This window comes from bacterium (assembly GCA_020854115.1).
Lineage (GTDB): Bacteria > Patescibacteriota > Saccharimonadia > CAILAD01.
On the sequence record JADZGC010000002.1, the window covers coordinates 1 to 15799 of the forward strand.

Sequence of the window (15799 nt, forward strand, 5' to 3'; positions counted from 1 at the left end):
GAAGAGGCACTGTCTGGAACGCCAGAAAACCCTATTGTATTTCACCATGGTCACCTCGATCTCGACAGTCTGACCTCTGCCGAGGGCTTACAGCTCCCACAGAGCGTGGGTGGTGGCCTCTATCTCGACAGTCTGACGCCAGCCGAGAAGGCTAAAATAGTGGCTGAAAGACCTGACTTATATGTATATTAGCAAAACAAAAACAAGTGAAAGGTGTGATTATGTGCGTCGCAACTGTGCGCCGATGGTGCGGAGGCGTACATCAATGTGTTCATACCCTCGATCGATGTGTTCGATGCGATCTAGGACCGTAGTTCCGCGAGCGATCATACCGGCTACGAGCATGGTTGCGCCAGCGCGTATGTCGTAGCTGACGAGCTCCGTACCGACGAGTGGTGTCGGACCAGTGATCATGCCTGTATGCGCATCGCGAATAGCGATCGAAGCTCCCATGCGCTGTAATTCGAATAAATATTGTAGCCGACCTTCGTAGAGCGTCTCAAAGATCTCGGATATACCCTCGCATTGAGTGAGGAGCACTGCGAGTGGCGTCTGCAGGTCGCTTGGAAAGTTCGGATAAGGCTGCGTGCGAACTTGGACTGCTCGATAAGTTTCACCAGGCAGGATATGAATAGTGCGCGCATCGATCAGGCGATAACGAACACCGATTGCATCAAAGATGGTCAGCAGCGAGTCGTGCTCATCGATGATGAAGTCATGCACAATTAGTTCGCCACGACTGGCTGCCGCGGCGATTGCAAGCGTTCCAGATTCGAGCTGATCCGGCGGTACACGCCATTCGCCACCATGGAGCGTGTCGACAGCATGGATAATGAGGTTGTGGGTGCCAATGCCTTCGATCTGTGCGCCAAAGTGTACGAGCATGTGACAGAAATCTACGACGTGTGGCTCGACAGCGACCATGCGCAGCTCGGTTGTATGATTGCCAAGACAAGCAGCCATGATGGCATTCTCGGCGCCGGTAACCGTGAGCTCACCTAAGATGATCCGCCCGCCCCGACTCGTGCCTCTGACTCGGGTTGTACCGTTCGTTTGATCGATACTATAGCCGAGCTCGTGAAAAGCTTTGAGGTGGCTGGCGATAGGTCGCGCGCCGATGATGTCCCCACCTGGCTGGGCTATGGCGATGTCGCCAGTACGGGCTGCAGCTGCGCCAAGTACCAGGACTGACGCGCGCATCTTGGCGGTCAGTCCCTCGGGAATGCTGCCGGCACGAATGTGAGTCGGTTCAACTCGTACGCTATGGTCCTGGCGTGTAATCTTCGCGCCGAGGCTTTCCAGAATCTCGCACATCACATCAACGTCACTGAGATCGGGAACGTTATGAAGCGTAACCGGCTCTTGGGAGAGTAATGTGGCTGCGAGCATCGGCAGCACGGCGTTCTTGGAGCCGGCAGTATGCCATTCTCCCCGAAGTGGTGTCGGACCATCGATGATAAGTTGAGCCATGGTGCTTATACTATAGCAAATTCACCCCATCGCGGTGAGAGGCTGTGGTAGAATAGCTTCAGTGATATTGCTAGATCGTGTGACAGTCATGTACCCCAATAAAACCGTCGCCTTGAGCGGCGTTAGTTTGCATATTCAGCCAAAAGAATTTGTGACTGTGGTGGGGGCATCAGGTGCAGGGAAGTCGACCCTGATCCGACTACTGATCAAAGAAGAAGATCCGACGAGCGGCAAGATTATCGTTGGCTCGATCGACTACGACACGATCACCAAGAAGAATATTCCACATCTGAGACGTCGGATTGGTGTTGTCTTCCAGGACTTTAAGCTCTTGCCAAATCTGACTGTGTACGAAAACGTAGCCTTTGCTCTGGAAGTCAGTGGTGTGCGCACGAGTGAAATTCGACGCGCGGTGCCAAAGATCTTGCAGCTGGTTGGCTTGGCTGAGAAGGCTAGTAACTACCCAGGTGAGATATCGGGTGGAGAAAAGCAGCGTGTGGCGATTGCACGCGCTCTGGTGCGTAATCCAAAGATCTTGATTGCCGACGAGCCAACTGGCAATCTCGATCCGAAGAACTCTTGGGATATTATCGAGTTACTCTTAAAGATTAATAAATTCGGGACTACAGTTCTCTTAACGACGCACAACAAGGAAATCGTCAATGCCTTGAAGCGTCGGGTAATTACCATCCAGCGAGGGCGCATTGTAAAAGATGAAAAAGTCGGGAGGTACATCCTCTAATGATTACTTTCTGGCGCATTATTAAGTCTGGGTTTAAAAATCTGTTTCGCAATGCGTGGCTGTCGATTGCTGCAACAGCGATTATGGTTATTACTTTGGTGATCGTGTCGGTTTTTGCGTTCTCCGCACTCTTCCTCCAGAATCAATTGTCGGTGATTCGCGACAAGATCGATCTGACGATTTTCTTGAGCGAGAAGGCGACCCAAGAAGATATTACTAAGTTGCAGGAGGGGATTAAGGGTTTTGATAATGTGAAAGGCGTAACCTATATATCCAAGGCCGATGCACTTGAGCGCCTACGCACAAGCAGTAAGGATGGCGAGCAGCTTGCTCGCACTGCTCAAGAGATTGGTAATCCGCTGCCGGCATCAATAGAAGTCAAGACAGAGTCGCTTGATAACCTCGATAAGCTTGATTCGGACATACGAGCACTTCCACAGGGAAATGTGATTTCTCAAACCAGCTTGCAGGATAATAATGTACGCAAGCAGATCGTCGAAAATATCAATAAGATCTCTCAGGGTGTGAGTCGGATTGGGACAATCATCTCAGTCGCATTCTTAATAGTGTCACTGCTTATCATTTTCAATACGATTCGAATGGCGATCTTCACCCGCCGTGAAGAGATCGACATTATGAAGCTGGTTGGCGCGACCAAGTGGTATATTCGTGGGCCATTTTTGGTCGAGGGCGCTGTGTATGGCATTATCGGCGCAACCATAGCTATCGCGATCACGATACCGGCCCTTAACTTTGCCAAGCCACTATTTGTGAACTACTTTAGTACAACCGACGTGATTGACTTTGTCGCTTCACGATATAATCTGGTGATCTCAGGTATGTACGCTCTTGGCGTAATGATTGGTGCCACTTCCAGTTATTTGGCGATCTCTCGACACTTGAAGCTCTAGTGGTATCAGCGTATACTAGTCGTAGCGCAGGTATTAGGATAGGCGCAAACAAAAGGAGGGGACTTCTGAATATTAGATCATCATTGAGGCACGTCAAGCACGTGCTCGTTATCGTTTCTGCACTTGTACTAGCTGGATTAGCTCCGGTGGCGCATGCTGCTGACTATGACGCGCAAATCAATGCGCTGCAGTCGCAAATCAAGCAAAATCAGTCGGCCGCTAGCCAGAAGGCAGCGGAAGCTTCGACTTTACAGGGTAAGGTGAATCAACTGAATGCTGAGATTGCGGCAACTCAAGCTGCATTAAATCTTACGCAGACGCAATTATTGAAGACCCAATCGGATATCGATGCTCAGACTACTGAGCTCGCAAAGCAAACTGATAGTCTACGAGAAAACTTGCGAGCTATGTATCGCGATCGAGATGTTACCCCCTTAGAAGTGTTGGCATCGAGTCAAAACTTGAGCGACTTCGTTGGTCGTCAGCAGTACATGCAGGATATTAAGACCAAGATCCAGGCAAATATTGATGCTATCAATGCGGCGAAGGCAAAGCTCGAGCAAGCGAAGGCGGATCTCTCGGCACAACAAGCTAATCAGCAAGGTCAGCTGGCTCAAATTAATGCAAAAAAAGCTGAACAAGCTAAGCTCCTCGCTGAGACACGCGGACAAGAGGCGGCATATCAGAGCGTCGTAGCTAAGAACAAGAAAGAACTCGATGCAGTATTTGCTGCTCGTGCTGCAGAAATTGCGCGCAATAATTCAGCCGGTGGGAGCTTCCGTCCTGGCGGGCAGTGTGGCGGTGGGTATCCAGATGTCTGGTGTCGCGCAGCTCAAGATGCTTTGGTGGATGATTATGGATACTATAACCGTGAGTGTGTGAGCTATGCGGCTTGGAAGCGTGCGGCAATAGGCAAGTGGGTACCGATGTACTGGGGTAATGCCGGTGACTGGTGGTACCGCGGTTCTGCAAATCTCACTCCTCAGTATGGCGATATTGTAGCCTGGCCGTATGGCAATCTGTCGCCATGGGGACACGTAGCAATTATCGAGTCTAATAACGGCTCATCAATCACGATTAGTGAGTATAACTACAGCCCGCGTGGTGGCTACTCGGTGCGAACGATTCCGTTTAGTCAATTAGGGAATGTTCGCTATATTCGATAGGTAAACAGTAAATCGAGGCCCCGAAAAGTTGGGTTACAAAAAATGAAACAAAAACGACATCATCCTTGGCTCAAGCACCTCATCGGAGTGACAGTCTTAAGTGTTTTTATGCTAGGGGTGATGATGCTCGTCGGGCATAGTCGAGTGAGTGCTGATGAGTATCAGCCGCTGATTGACGCGCTCTCCAAGCAGATCCAAGACAATCAAGCAATCGTCAAGCAGAAGCAGGCCGAGGGCGATAATCTAGAGAATCGACTCGATGCGGTGCGGGCCGATTTAGCATCTGCTCGCGCCAATCTTGAAATGACTCGTTTGCAAGTCTCACAGAATAAAGCGCGCCAGTCTGAGGTGCAAACTCGCCTCAAGAAACAGACCGATCTCTTAGGAGAGAACATCGCCGCAGTTTATAGGCAGGGAGGCATCTCACCACTTGAACTTATTGCTGGTTCGCAGAGCCTGAGCCAATACGTTGATAAGCAGCAGTACTACACGAGCTTGCGCGACAAAATTAATGATACTCTCGCTGAAATTGAGCGATCAAAGAAGCAGCTGGATGATCTGGAGATCGATTTGCGCATCAAAGAGAATGCCGAGAGTCTGCAAGAAAAGGTGATTGCCGAAAAAGAAGCAGAGCTCGCAAAGCTCCTCGAGCAAACGCGAGGGGAAGAGCAGAAGTATCGGGATCTCGTGAAGGCAGATCAGGCACAATTAAGCACCCTGCGCGCTCAGCAGGCCGCTGCTATCGCTGCCCAAAGTGCTGGGCGCACGTACTCCTTGACCACTGATTACCCTTGGTCTACGGTCGAGCCGTTTCCAAGCTGGGGTGTCGATCCGTGGGGCTTCTATTATCGTCAGTGTACGAGCTTCGCTGCTTGGCGGCGCGCCAGTCTCGGCAAACCAATTCCATCATGGGGCTTTATGGGGCCTGCTGACGCGAAGATGTGGCCTAACTGGGGGCGACAATTCAATATGCGCGTCGATGATCAGCCTGAGGTTGGTGCTATTGCGGTATATGGGGGCGGCGAGTATGGTCACGTCATGATCGTTGAGTCGGTCTTGAAGGATGGACAGCAGGTGTTAGTATCTGAGTTTAATGCAAACTGGGATGGTCGTTATAGTCAATCGCTCTGGCCTTCGAGTGTGCTGACCTACATTCATTAGTCAGTATGTGATTCTGAGTGCTGCAAGGACTTGGCAGATATAAGCTTTGATCGGTACAATGGAGATTATGACTCCAGCCAGAAAACCATCCGGATCATCTAGTCGTACTACTACACCCCAGGCTGTCCAAAAAGGTAAAGTCTTGCGGGCTTTGATGAAGCGTAACGGCGTAATAATTGCCGCTGTCATACTGGGTGGATTTTTTGGATGGTTTGCACGGTCTTCGGTTATTTTGCGTGAAGGTAGCTTTGCTGCAAATGATATCGCCACAGTACGCGAACTATTGAAAGCCAGCTATGATGGCGATATAGATCAGTCGAAGCAGGCCGAAGGTGCGATACGCGGGCTTGTTGCAAGCCTCGGAGACCCGTATACCACCTATATGGATGTGGCAGAAGCCAAGGATTTGGCGGATGATCTGAAGGGTGAATTGAGTGGCATTGGTGTCGAGGTTGGAATCAAAAACAATCGTTTGACCGTGATCGCACCAATCGATGGCACGCCTGCTGCCAAGGCCGGAATCCGAGCCGGTGATGTGATAGCGCTTATAGATGGTAAGGATAGCTCGCAGATGACGCTCGATGAGGCGGTCAAGAATATCCGTGGAGATAAGGGGACGACCGTGAATCTCACTATCATCCGTGGCAATGAGAAGGCTCGGGAGGTGAGCATCGTGCGCGACACTATTACCGTTTCGAGCGTCAGCCAAGAGATCAAGGACGGTAATGTAGGTTATATTCGATTGCGTCGGTTTGGTGATGACACTGATCTGGCATTTCGTAATGCGACAGCTGATCTCGCTTCGAAAGGGGTGAAGAGTGTTATTTTGGATCTTCGAGATAACCCAGGTGGGTATCTTGATAGTGCAGTGACCGTTGCATCTGAATTCGTTGGGACTGGTACGATTGTCGAAGAGCGCAGCCGACACTTTAGCGAGCCAAAGACTATGACAGCAAATCCAGGTGGTAATCTTACCAAGGTAAAGGTGATTGTACTGATTAATCAAGGCTCGGCCTCCGCGTCAGAGATTGCTGCTGGTGCCTTGAAGGACAATGGACGCGCCACTCTGGTAGGTGAGAGGTCGTTTGGCAAAGGAAGTGTGCAGGAAGTGAGGAAGCTCGCGAATGGTGCTCAGCTCAAGGTGACCGTCGCACATTGGTATACGCCAAATGGGGTGAATATATCCAAGGAAGGCATCGCACCAGATGTGGAAGTGAAGTTTACCAACGATGACTATAATGCGAATCGTGACCCTCAGCTCGAAAAAGCCCTCGATCTTGCTCGACAATAGTATCTATTCAAAATATCCTTCTCTGCAAACCCCTTGCGGCTATAGGTGCCTTACGCGTAGACTAGTATGGAAGAGGGAGGGTTACTAGTGGTACAAAAACAAGAGACAAAATACATATTCATTACCGGTGGAGTGGTTTCAGGCTCCGGAAAAGGAATCACCGCAGCATCGATCGGAGCCATCTTAAAAGCCAGAGGATTGCGGGTCAACATTCAAAAAATGGACCCGTATTTTAATTTTGATGCCGGGACCCTGAATCCAGCTGAGCATGGCGAGGTGTTTGTGACACAAGATGGGGCGGAGACCGACTTGGATCTCGGTCATTATGAGAGATTTCTTGATCAACAGCTTACTCGCCAAAGTTCAGTGATGAGTGGACAGGTCTACGCAAAAGTGTTTGCAGACGAGCGCGATGGTGCGTTTCTGGGTAAGACAGTACAGGTGATACCGCATATCACCGATGAATATCAGCGTCGCATCCTAGAGGCGGGTAAGGGTTTCGACGTGATGATGACTGAAGTTGGCGGTACGATCGGTGACTATGAGTCGCTGGCGGTCATCGACGCGCTTAGGCAGTTTAAGCGACGAGTTGGTGCTGAGAATGTTCTCTATGCCCATGTAGTGTTCCTGCCCTACTTAGCCGCTTCAAAGGAGCTTAAGTCAAAGCCGGCACAAAACTCGGTGCGAGATCTGCGTGAAGTTGGTATCCAGCCCGACATTCTGGCGGTGCGTACAGACCACCCAATCAAAGCGAGCATCTTCGAGAAGCTCTCGCAATTTTGCGATGTTGATAAAGAGGCGATAGTTGGTTTGCCGACAGCCAAAACGGTCTACGAAGTGCCGTTACGCATGGAGGAATCGGGGATCGGTGAATATATTTGTAAGCGTCTGGGTGTCACTTGTCGTAAGCCAGATTTGCGATCGTGGGAGAACCTCGTTGATACAATCATGAGCAATATGCCTGAAGTGCGTATCGGGATTGTGGCCAAATACCTTGATCATGAGGACACATATTTGTCGGTCGTGGAGGCACTCCGGGCTGCTGCTTGGGCGACTGGACGTAGGCTCACATTTGACTGGATTGATGCTGAAAAATTGACTCAAACGACCAAGCCGCTTGAGAAAGTTGATGGTATTCTCGTGCCTGGCGGTTTTGGACAGCGTGGCGTGGAGGGCAAGATCATTGCTGCACAGTACGCTCGTGAGCATCGCGTGCCATATCTAGGTATTTGCCTTGGCTTGCAGGTTGCAGTGATTGAATTTGCACGACATGTAGCGGGGCTGGCGGACGCCCATTCTACTGAATTTCATCAAGAGACGAGCGCGCCGGTGGTGCATATTATGCCTGAGCAGATAGGAGTGCAGCTTGGCGGCAGCATGCGATTGGGCGACTATGATACCACCCTTGGATCTGGGTCCCTGGCAGAACAGCTCTATGGAAGTACAGATGTAGTGGAGCGGCATCGTCATCGTTTTGAAGTGAACAATGATTACCGAGACTTGTTGGGGCGTAAAGGCTTGCGCGTGAGCGGAACGTCTTATGGAGGTCAGTTGGTTGAAGTCGTCGAGCTACCTGATCATCCATTTTTCATTGCTTCGCAGTATCATCCTGAGTTTCTGTCTCGACCGCATCGACCGCATCCGTTATTCTCTGGATTTATCCAGGCAAGCTTGGGGTCTTTACCCCGTAAGCACGAACAGGTTACAATAGAGAGCAATAATAAGCGGAGTAAGACGAACAACTCATGACAAAAGCTAAGCCGATGATCTTACTCGTCGAGGATGACGAGGAGCTCGCAAGCGTCTATATGGCTCGATTCGAAGCCGAGGGCTTTGGGACTGCTTGGGCGAATAACGGTGAGCAAGCCCTTGCGAAAGTATTAGAAAGTAAACCAGATCTTATTTTGCTGGACATTATGATGCCGCGTGTGTCGGGTTTTGATGTGCTTGATATATTGCGCAATACGCCACAGACCAAGAATGCCAAGGTAGTGATGATGTCGGCACTATCGAGTGATCGGGATGTACAGAAAGCAAAAGCTCTCGGAGTCGATGATTATATTATCAAGAGCCAGGTCGCGATGGCGGATGTTGTACATATTGTAAAAAAGCATCTCGGGCTGCTCGATACTAAAGCTGCAGAATAGTTTTGTGACTCATTTGCACTAAAAATCACCCATCTGGGTAATTTTTAGATCTTACCTTCAGATTACGCCGCGGTCGACGTGTCGATGGTTACGACGGTCTTGCGTAGTGGCGCACCTGTGAAGCGACGCTTATTGATTTGCTTGAAGGCAACGCGACCTTCGGCCGCAGCGTGAATGGTGTAATCGCTTGACTGAAAAGTGTTTTCACCGGCTACATAAGTTTCACCACGTTGACGAATAATAATATCGCCAGTGGTTGCGAGCTGTCCGCCAAACAGCTTGACGCCTAGGCGCTTACCACGGGAATCGCGGCCGTTCTTTGTCGACCCTCCGGCCTTTGTCTTTGACATAGCTTATTGCTCCTTCTTGATCAATCTAACAATCATGCGGCCAACTTGTTGGTCTTGACGGCGATACGTCAGCCAACACGCTGAAGTTGGTGCAAACTGGTCAAAAGTATAGCCTATTTCCTCGATTGAGTCAAGGATTGAGAGATGATAATCACGTCCTTGCAAGTGCCAGTATGGCAGGGCGAAAACTAGGGATTTGATCTGATGTTGAGTACGGAAATTCGCTAAGACGGTGCGGTAGAGCTCATCGAGTGTTTGTTGTTCAGTGCGAATTTGCTGACGAGTTGCCGACGGACCAAATGGCTGTCCGAGATAACCTTCGGTAACTATGCGTAATGACTGGTCGGGAAGTCGTACGGTTTGAGCATCTTCGATCGAGAGTCTCACTGTATTGATAGGAGCATGGGTAGTGGCAAGCCACTCAAGATTACTGCGAGTTGCTTCTATCATGCGGTCCGACAGGTCACTTCCCGCAATTGGGTGATCCATCAGAGCGGCCTCCATTAGCACGACGCCTGTGCCGCAAAACGGGTCATATACTAATTCGCCCGCTTCGGGTTGTGCGAGATTAATGAGTGTTTGAGCGAGTTTTGGGGGGAGCATGCCCACTCGGGCATCTCGTACTGGCCGATCTCGATCGCGGTGTGCGTAGGCGTCAATATCTTGCACCCAATTAGTACGGCCAACCCACCATTGGCGTTTGCGCTCCCAGAGCACAATCTCCAAATGTCCTGGACTGAGCAGTTGATTATGGCGCACCTGAGCAGCGTTCAGGGCCGTGGATTGCTTGGCGGTCACGATGCGCACTGATCGACCATCCGACCTCAGGGTCTGTTTGAGCTGAATCCACGTATGCTTGTAGGTTGTTTCGGTGGCGCCTAACATACTCAGACCGATCGTGACTTTACCGTCTGATGGCAAGATTGTTGCTATGAGCTTTAAGATGTCTTCGGTAGACAGAGTGTCGATGACACCGAGAATCTCACCAGCTCTTTGCGAGCCGCCGATTTGGCTCCATCGAGGCGGGTTGCCGGCGCCAACGGCTACGGCTCCATGCTGCTCGAGTGATTCGGGGGTATCGCAAACTGCCGCCAGCTCAGCCAGAGCTAACGCTCGTTCGCGTCCGAGAATACTATACCAAGTCTTAGACATATCGAGTCATCAGTATACGCCGATTCGCCCAAGACGAATAGTCAGCAGTCATGCAAACAGGTACACTAGTTTAGGAAGTTATGAAAACTCGACAGTTATTCTTTTTTATAGTCGTGATTCTTTTGGGTGCTTTGGTCCTGCGCAATACCGGCCACCTTGAGGAATTGTTCCAGCTTTTGCGCAAGGTCAACCTACTGGTGCTGTTGCTTATCATCCCGGTGCGCTATGCATATTACTGGGCAAATACACGCTTTTATGGGCATTTTTACCTACTATATGGCAAGCGCATCAGTTATCGTGAGCTATTCCCGGCAGTCATGAGTATGAATTTTATAAATACCGTGATACCGAGTGGAGGGGTGTCGGGGCTGACTTACTTCACCAAGGCTTTTGAGCGGCGAGTTACTCACCGTCAAGCATTATTGGCGCAGGCATTTTGGTATATTGCGGTACTGTTGAGCATGGTGCTGGTTCTGGGCTTGAGCTTTCTAATATTACTTCTGACAAATGCGGTCGTGCCGGTCAGCTCGCGCTTAATCCTCGTGATGACTCTACTCTTACTGATTGGTGGATTCATTGTATTTGCACTGACGCTGAATGACTCCATCTTCATAAAGGCCCTATATGTACTCACGAGGCCGGCAAACTGGATTTTACGTCTACTGAAGCGCTCACCATTGACCGCAAAACACATCGAACGCTTTGTAGACGGCTATCACGAGCTTCTCGAGTTGTTTTGGGATCAGCCCAAGAGAGCCGTACAGCCATTTATGGATGCATTCACGACTATTTGTGTAGAGCTTGTAAGTATCACGATTGTGTTTCTGGCCTTTGGTACACTTGTGAATCCGGGTGCGGTTGGTGTGGCGTATATCTTGGCAATGTTCTTCTCGCTGGCATCGGTGTTTACGAATGGCATAGGTGCTTACGAAGCAGCGATGGTGGAGGTGTTTACGGCGCTTGGCTATCCGCTTGAGCTGAGTATATCGGTGACAGCGCTCTATCGCCTGATCTCCGTGTGGATGTTTATTCCGTTCGGACTCTATTTCTATCGCCATCGGGTGGCCCGCGAAATTGAAGAAGAGGAGGCGTAAGAGTATATGGAGGGGGAAATCCTCAGTGTTACTGAGCTTAGGGACTACGTCAATCAGACGCTTTCATATGCCTATCCAGCTGTCGTAGTGCAGGGTGAGGTGAGTAGCTTTAAGGTAAATCAGGGTAAATGGATATTTTTTGACCTCAAGGATGCTGAAACAACCATCGGTTGCTTTATGACCAAGTATCAGCTGAATACGATCATCGAAGACGGTATGTTGGTGCGTGTGACTGCGACGCCAAATCTCACTAAGTGGGGTAAGTTTTCTCTGACGGTTAAGGCTGTTGAACTGGCAGGTGAGGGATCGGTGAAGCAGGCATTTGAGAAGCTTAAGGCGCAGTTTGAAGCTGAAGGGTTGTTTGCACTTGAGCGCAAGCGGTTGTTGTCCGAGTATCCTGAGCATATCGGGCTCATTACCTCTTCAGAAGCAGCGGCTTATAATGACTTTTTGACCATAGTGCGTGACAGGTGGCCGCTGCTGACGATTAAACACATCCATGTGCATGTACAAGGTGTGCAGGCTCCCGCTGACGTAGTGGGTGCGATACAGCGGTTTAATCGTGACTACCCGACATTAGACGCCTTGGTGGTTATCCGTGGTGGAGGGAGCATGGAAGATTTGCAGGCATTTAATGACGAGCGAGTAGTGCGGGCAGTCTATGCGAGTAAGATCCCGACGATCGTTGGAATAGGGCATGAGGATGATGTGAGTCTGGCTGAGCTCGCTGCCGACGTGCGTGCCGCTACTCCAACAGATGCAGCTCGGCGACTTACGCCGGATCAAAAGGATGTGGCGCGATTGTTGCGCGATCAGGTGAAGGGGCAGAGCAGCTCCGTTCTGCGTTTACTTGAACGCGTTGAGCAGCTGATTCGGCAAACGAGTACATTGTTCCAACGGATTGAGGAGCGGGCGGAGCGGGCAGTCGCACAGTTGACCGAGCGGTTGCAGGTGAGTGTGGAGCAAATGCTTGCGCGGTACTCACAACGAGTCGCAATCGCGCAAACTGTCATACATGCGGCTGACCCACAGCGACTTCTGGCGCGCGGGTATGCGATAGTGCGACAAGACGATGTGATACTTCGAGACCCGGCGCAGGTACATCCGGAGCGCCCGATAGTGATACAATTAGCCAAAGGTGTATTGCGCGCTCGCTCTGTTGGGTCCCGTGCACAGTCGGTTACAGAGATAGATAAGGAGGCAGATGATGAGCAAATCAAACTTGAACTTTCGTGAGACTCTTGAAGAGCTTGAGTCAATAACTCGACAGCTCGAGTCAGATGAGATCGGGCTAGATGAAGCCATTGCACATTTTGAGCGGGGTAGTAAGCTTGCAGTACAACTTCAAGACGAGCTCAAAAAAGCACAGCTAAAGGTCGAAAAGATAAAGGCCCGGTTTGATGGTGAGCCGACAGATGGTATGTCGGTCGAGGGTATGATATTTGAGGCAGAAAGTATAGACAGCGAGTAAGAAAAGTTGTATAATCTCGCCATGTTACGAGACTATACAACTTACCTGATAAAAAACCAGCTGACCAATGTCAGCGATCGCAAAGCGCAAAAGTTGGTACGAACGATTGACCGATATTTGATGCTTGTTTTTGCTGCCGAGGATCGATTCGAAGTCGCACATTTGCTACCTGGGATCCGCAAACGTCGGTATGGTTCGCGGTTTGGTTTGACCGCACAAAGTTATCAAGGTGCATCGTCACTGACTTGGCATGAAGTGGTTCAAAAAGTTCAGTCTGAAATGCACTTCAAGACTGAAGAAGAGGCAATTCAAGCTCTAGAGACCTACCTACGCGCTCATCTCTCGGTTATGTCCGCTACTGCGCGCTTACAATTTGCACAAGCCTGTCCAGACGATCTGCTGAGGGTATATCTTCGTGTCCTCAACTCCTAATCTACCAAGCGCCCAGCTTGTAGATGTGGCAAAGCCTGACCATAACTTCTTTTTTAGCCTTAATCTCACCCCGAAGACTCTCCCTAGTTTACTGGTCATTGCTGGTGACCCAGGAGCACTTGCAGAGATTAATACCTGGCATACCATTACCCAGGCTTGGCACTGGTCGGCTCAGTATGTCTCGACCGACCGTACGGCTCATGTCTTACCGACAGGAGTTGTTACGAGCATTGAATCTGCTGGTCCGCAGATTCTAGTCAGTGATGTCATTGTCGCAGGTTTTGGGCTACATGTTGGCAGTCAAGAGCAGCTCTGGCTTGAGCGATTGCTTCGTGAAGTCACGACACAGGTGTATATTACTGCAGAACTTTTACCACTCTGTGTGCACGATCGAGGACTATTTAAAAAGCAGAATATTACGCCAGTCTGTGCGGTCGCTGAGTATATTTCACTGGCGAATAAACTGCGTCTGCCGGTACAGGTTCAACCAGGCAGAGGTATCTATAATGTGGCGGCTCTATTGCAAGCGATGCCGTTCACTGGAGAAATGCTCTGTGCGTATGATGCTGAGAGGGTTTATATATACCTGCGTAGCCAGGATCTGTTACTGCACGTACCGCGCGATGCTGCATTGACGCGGGAGATGTTGCGTACGTATCTTACGAGTATTTTGACTGCTGTGAGCGATAATACTCGAGCACGCGGGCAGATTCTTGATCAGGCGCGGGCAAGTCTGTACTTAGCGAGCCAGATTCGTGCTGACCTGACTCCAGATGATGCCATGAAACATCTGCGACAGCTGATAGACGCTGCCGCAGCAGCATAAGTGCTGTTTGAAAACGGATAACTACGACTCTTTATTCCAGCCGAACCAGGATTTGATTTGGTCGATCAGGGAAGGTGCATTTCCTGGAAGCGAAATTTGCTGAGTGCTGGTCGGCGTTTGATTTTGATTATCGGCTTGCTTTGGTACGGCATTTGGCAGGGGTGAGATTTGTTTAGCTGTAACGATTAATCGTTTCCAGCTAGTGCCTGGAGGTGTGCAGGTAATCAGCGTCAACTGTGGCTCGACAGTAGGTTGTAATACCGAGATCTCTGTTGGCTCAACGACTTTGAGATTTGTAACTTCGAAAACATATTTTTTCTGCTTATAATTCACTTGTATCTGGTCGCCGGCATTGAGCTTCTCGAGCAATGCAAAAATAAACTTGTAATTACCTGGTTCCCACCAATCATTTGAGGAGTGTCCAACGATGACGATGTTGCTTCGTTCGCCCGGAAGTGCCGTGCCGGCATAGTGCACCACGCCATTTTCGAGTGATTTTTGGATGGCTTGCTCGCTAATCGATTGCTCGAAGATGATGGGTGTATTTTGTACTTTTATCTTCGGGATGGAAATAATGTCCCCGGGCGGAGCGGCCTCAGCTGCTTCCGCTAAGGAGGCGGGGGTGTTTGATGACGCAGGTGATTCGGTCGCTACGGGAGCAGATGGCTGCGGCGGGTTGAGGAAATAGCCGAGCTGAACGCTTAAAGTTTGGAAGTTGAAGATCAGTAAGAACACCAGGAAGCTGACGAGGCTTACTCCCATATAGCGACGATTTCGCGCCGAAAATATTTGGTCGAGTTTGAGCGTAAGGGCAATTTTGCCAAACAATGTTGCAGCTTGTCGCTTCGGTTGAAGGCCCATGCCATATAGTTCGAAAACATCAAATTTGGGCGTTAAATTTGGGCGTACCTTTGGTGTAGCGGGGGCATGATCGAGACTTGGGATTTTGCCGAACTCTTCCAGATGCGAGGTCATAGCTGGCGCTTGTGGGTTATGAAATAATGGCGCGTCAACAGTAGGGTTTTGCACTACTGAAGTGGTGGTTGGCTCAGTCGCTTGTGGATGAACGATCTGCGGTTCGGGCTGTGGCGATTCGTGCTGGGTCCCAGGAGCACTGTGCTCAATAGGGTTTGCAACGGGTTGTGGTGCGGCTTCAAGTGTCCGATCTTGACCGGCTACAAGATCGGACATCTCGAGTGTTGGCTCGGGCTTCTTTGGCTTCGCGGGTTGATTTGATAATGGTGGTGTGTCTGGCATAAACTTTCAGATCATATTATAATACATCAGCGTCATATCAATAAATGACGCAGGATCGATTAGTATATCATATTCGCCAGAGTGGTGGAACTGGCAGACACGCACGACTCAAAATCGTGTGCGACTTGGTCGCGTGTGGGTTCGATTCCCACCTCTGGCACCAACAACAAACTAATCGGCTTTTTTGATGCCAACATGCGGGACGCGCGAAGCGCGTCCCAATGGTTTCCGCTTGAATTTCGCCCAGAATCAAAAGGGGAATTCGCCAAAAATGAATCCAAATCCGGCGCGCTTGCGCGCACCTGTTTTTCGCCAAGAAGCAGGTTCGA

Annotated in this window: 17 protein-coding genes and 1 tRNA gene; 14 read left to right on the forward strand and 4 right to left on the reverse strand. The window is 50.1% G+C overall.

Annotated features, from left to right (window positions below; translation table 11 throughout):
• On the forward strand, positions 1–192 hold a 192-nt coding region (locus IT415_00170), incomplete at its 5' end, for a hypothetical protein (protein ID MCC7543118.1).
• Positions 193–219: 27 nt separating this feature from the next.
• Here IT415_00170 and murA read toward each other — a convergent pair.
• A complete protein-coding gene (gene murA / locus IT415_00175; GenBank protein MCC7543119.1) occupies positions 220–1470 on the reverse strand; it encodes a UDP-N-acetylglucosamine 1-carboxyvinyltransferase in 1251 nt (416 codons plus the stop codon).
• Between the two features lie 61 nt (positions 1471–1531).
• Here murA and ftsE point away from each other — a divergent pair, with 61 nt between their 5' ends.
• From ftsE to IT415_00210, 7 genes are all read left to right on the forward strand, one after another.
• Entirely contained in the window at positions 1532–2212 is a 681-nt protein-coding gene (gene ftsE / locus IT415_00180) for a cell division ATP-binding protein FtsE (GenBank protein MCC7543120.1), read from the forward strand.
• On the forward strand, positions 2212–3123 hold the full coding sequence (locus tag IT415_00185) for an ABC transporter permease (GenBank protein MCC7543121.1): 912 nt from the start codon (positions 2212–2214) through the stop codon (positions 3121–3123). The genes ftsE and IT415_00185 overlap by 1 nt, the downstream gene beginning before the upstream one ends.
• A gap of 83 nt (positions 3124–3206) precedes the next feature.
• Complete coding sequence (locus IT415_00190; protein ID MCC7543122.1) at positions 3207–4289, forward strand: CHAP domain-containing protein; 1083 nt, start codon at positions 3207–3209, stop codon at positions 4287–4289.
• A gap of 42 nt (positions 4290–4331) precedes the next feature.
• Positions 4332–5450 carry a CHAP domain-containing protein gene (locus IT415_00195; protein ID MCC7543123.1) on the forward strand — a complete coding sequence of 373 codons (1119 nt, stop codon included), beginning with the start codon at positions 4332–4334 and terminating at the stop codon, positions 5448–5450.
• A 67-nt stretch (positions 5451–5517) separates the two neighbouring features.
• On the forward strand, positions 5518–6741 hold the full coding sequence (locus IT415_00200) for a S41 family peptidase (protein MCC7543124.1): 1224 nt from the start codon (positions 5518–5520) through the stop codon (positions 6739–6741).
• Between the two features lie 66 nt (positions 6742–6807).
• A complete protein-coding gene (locus IT415_00205; GenBank protein MCC7543125.1) occupies positions 6808–8490 on the forward strand; it encodes a CTP synthase in 1683 nt (560 codons plus the stop codon).
• The gene (locus tag IT415_00210) at positions 8487–8888 is read left to right on the forward strand and encodes a response regulator (protein MCC7543126.1); all 402 of its coding nucleotides are present in this window, start codon (positions 8487–8489) and stop codon (positions 8886–8888) included. The genes IT415_00205 and IT415_00210 overlap by 4 nt, the downstream gene beginning before the upstream one ends.
• 62 nt (positions 8889–8950) lie before the next feature.
• Here the strand turns inward: IT415_00210 and rpmA are convergent, their stop codons facing one another.
• Positions 8951–9238 (reverse strand): 50S ribosomal protein L27, encoded by a 288-nt coding sequence (rpmA, locus tag IT415_00215; protein ID MCC7543127.1) that lies wholly within the window; start codon positions 9236–9238, stop codon positions 8951–8953.
• Between the two features lie 3 nt (positions 9239–9241).
• Positions 9242–10390 carry a hypothetical protein gene (locus IT415_00220; GenBank protein ID MCC7543128.1) on the reverse strand — a complete coding sequence of 383 codons (1149 nt, stop codon included), beginning with the start codon at positions 10388–10390 and terminating at the stop codon, positions 9242–9244.
• A gap of 80 nt (positions 10391–10470) precedes the next feature.
• Between IT415_00220 and IT415_00225 the strand changes: the two genes are divergently transcribed.
• From IT415_00225 to IT415_00245, 5 genes are read left to right on the forward strand one after another with little or no spacing between them, the layout of a single operon-like run.
• On the forward strand, positions 10471–11484 hold the full coding sequence (locus IT415_00225; protein MCC7543129.1) for a flippase-like domain-containing protein: 1014 nt from the start codon (positions 10471–10473) through the stop codon (positions 11482–11484).
• Positions 11485–11490: 6 nt separating this feature from the next.
• Positions 11491–12720 (forward strand): exodeoxyribonuclease VII large subunit, encoded by a 1230-nt coding sequence (xseA, locus tag IT415_00230; protein MCC7543130.1) that lies wholly within the window; start codon positions 11491–11493, stop codon positions 12718–12720.
• Positions 12689–12955, forward strand: coding sequence for an exodeoxyribonuclease VII small subunit (gene xseB, locus IT415_00235; protein MCC7543131.1), 267 nt, complete (start codon positions 12689–12691; stop codon positions 12953–12955). Before xseA ends, xseB begins: the two co-directional genes overlap by 32 nt.
• Positions 12956–12976: 21 nt before the next feature.
• Positions 12977–13387 (forward strand): hypothetical protein, encoded by a 411-nt coding sequence (locus IT415_00240; protein MCC7543132.1) that lies wholly within the window; start codon positions 12977–12979, stop codon positions 13385–13387.
• Positions 13371–14213, forward strand: a complete 843-nt coding sequence (locus IT415_00245) for a hypothetical protein (GenBank protein MCC7543133.1) — start codon at positions 13371–13373, stop codon at positions 14211–14213. The genes IT415_00240 and IT415_00245 overlap by 17 nt, the downstream gene beginning before the upstream one ends.
• 21 nt (positions 14214–14234) lie before the next feature.
• Here IT415_00245 and IT415_00250 read toward each other — a convergent pair whose 3' ends face one another.
• The gene (locus IT415_00250; protein MCC7543134.1) at positions 14235–15470 is read right to left on the reverse strand and encodes a sortase; all 1236 of its coding nucleotides are present in this window, start codon (positions 15468–15470) and stop codon (positions 14235–14237) included.
• Between the two features lie 75 nt (positions 15471–15545).
• Between IT415_00250 and IT415_00255 the strand changes: the two genes are divergently transcribed.
• Positions 15546–15633, forward strand: a tRNA-Leu gene (locus IT415_00255).
• The last annotated feature ends 166 nt before the right edge of the window (positions 15634–15799 follow it).

Excerpts from the sequence above, each read along its gene's own strand:
- murA (MCC7543119.1), bottom strand. The coding sequence starts at position 1,470 with ATGGCTCAACTTATCATCGATGGTCCGACACCACTTCGGGGAGAATGG.
- IT415_00185 (MCC7543121.1), top strand. The coding sequence starts at position 2,212 with ATGATTACTTTCTGGCGCATTATTAAGTCTGGGTTTAAAAATCTGTTT.
- IT415_00195 (MCC7543123.1), top strand. The coding sequence starts at position 4,332 with ATGAAACAAAAACGACATCATCCTTGGCTCAAGCACCTCATCGGAGTG.
- IT415_00200 (MCC7543124.1), top strand. The coding sequence starts at position 5,518 with ATGACTCCAGCCAGAAAACCATCCGGATCATCTAGTCGTACTACTACA.
- IT415_00205 (MCC7543125.1), top strand. The coding sequence starts at position 6,808 with ATGGAAGAGGGAGGGTTACTAGTGGTACAAAAACAAGAGACAAAATAC.
- IT415_00210 (MCC7543126.1), top strand. The coding sequence starts at position 8,487 with ATGACAAAAGCTAAGCCGATGATCTTACTCGTCGAGGATGACGAGGAG.
- rpmA (MCC7543127.1), bottom strand. The coding sequence starts at position 9,238 with ATGTCAAAGACAAAGGCCGGAGGGTCGACAAAGAACGGCCGCGATTCC.
- IT415_00220 (MCC7543128.1), bottom strand. The coding sequence starts at position 10,390 with ATGTCTAAGACTTGGTATAGTATTCTCGGACGCGAACGAGCGTTAGCT.
- IT415_00225 (MCC7543129.1), top strand. The coding sequence starts at position 10,471 with ATGAAAACTCGACAGTTATTCTTTTTTATAGTCGTGATTCTTTTGGGT.
- xseA (MCC7543130.1), top strand. The coding sequence starts at position 11,491 with ATGGAGGGGGAAATCCTCAGTGTTACTGAGCTTAGGGACTACGTCAAT.
- xseB (MCC7543131.1), top strand. The coding sequence starts at position 12,689 with ATGATGAGCAAATCAAACTTGAACTTTCGTGAGACTCTTGAAGAGCTT.
- IT415_00240 (MCC7543132.1), top strand. The coding sequence starts at position 12,977 with ATGTTACGAGACTATACAACTTACCTGATAAAAAACCAGCTGACCAAT.
- IT415_00250 (MCC7543134.1), bottom strand. The coding sequence starts at position 15,470 with ATGCCAGACACACCACCATTATCAAATCAACCCGCGAAGCCAAAGAAG.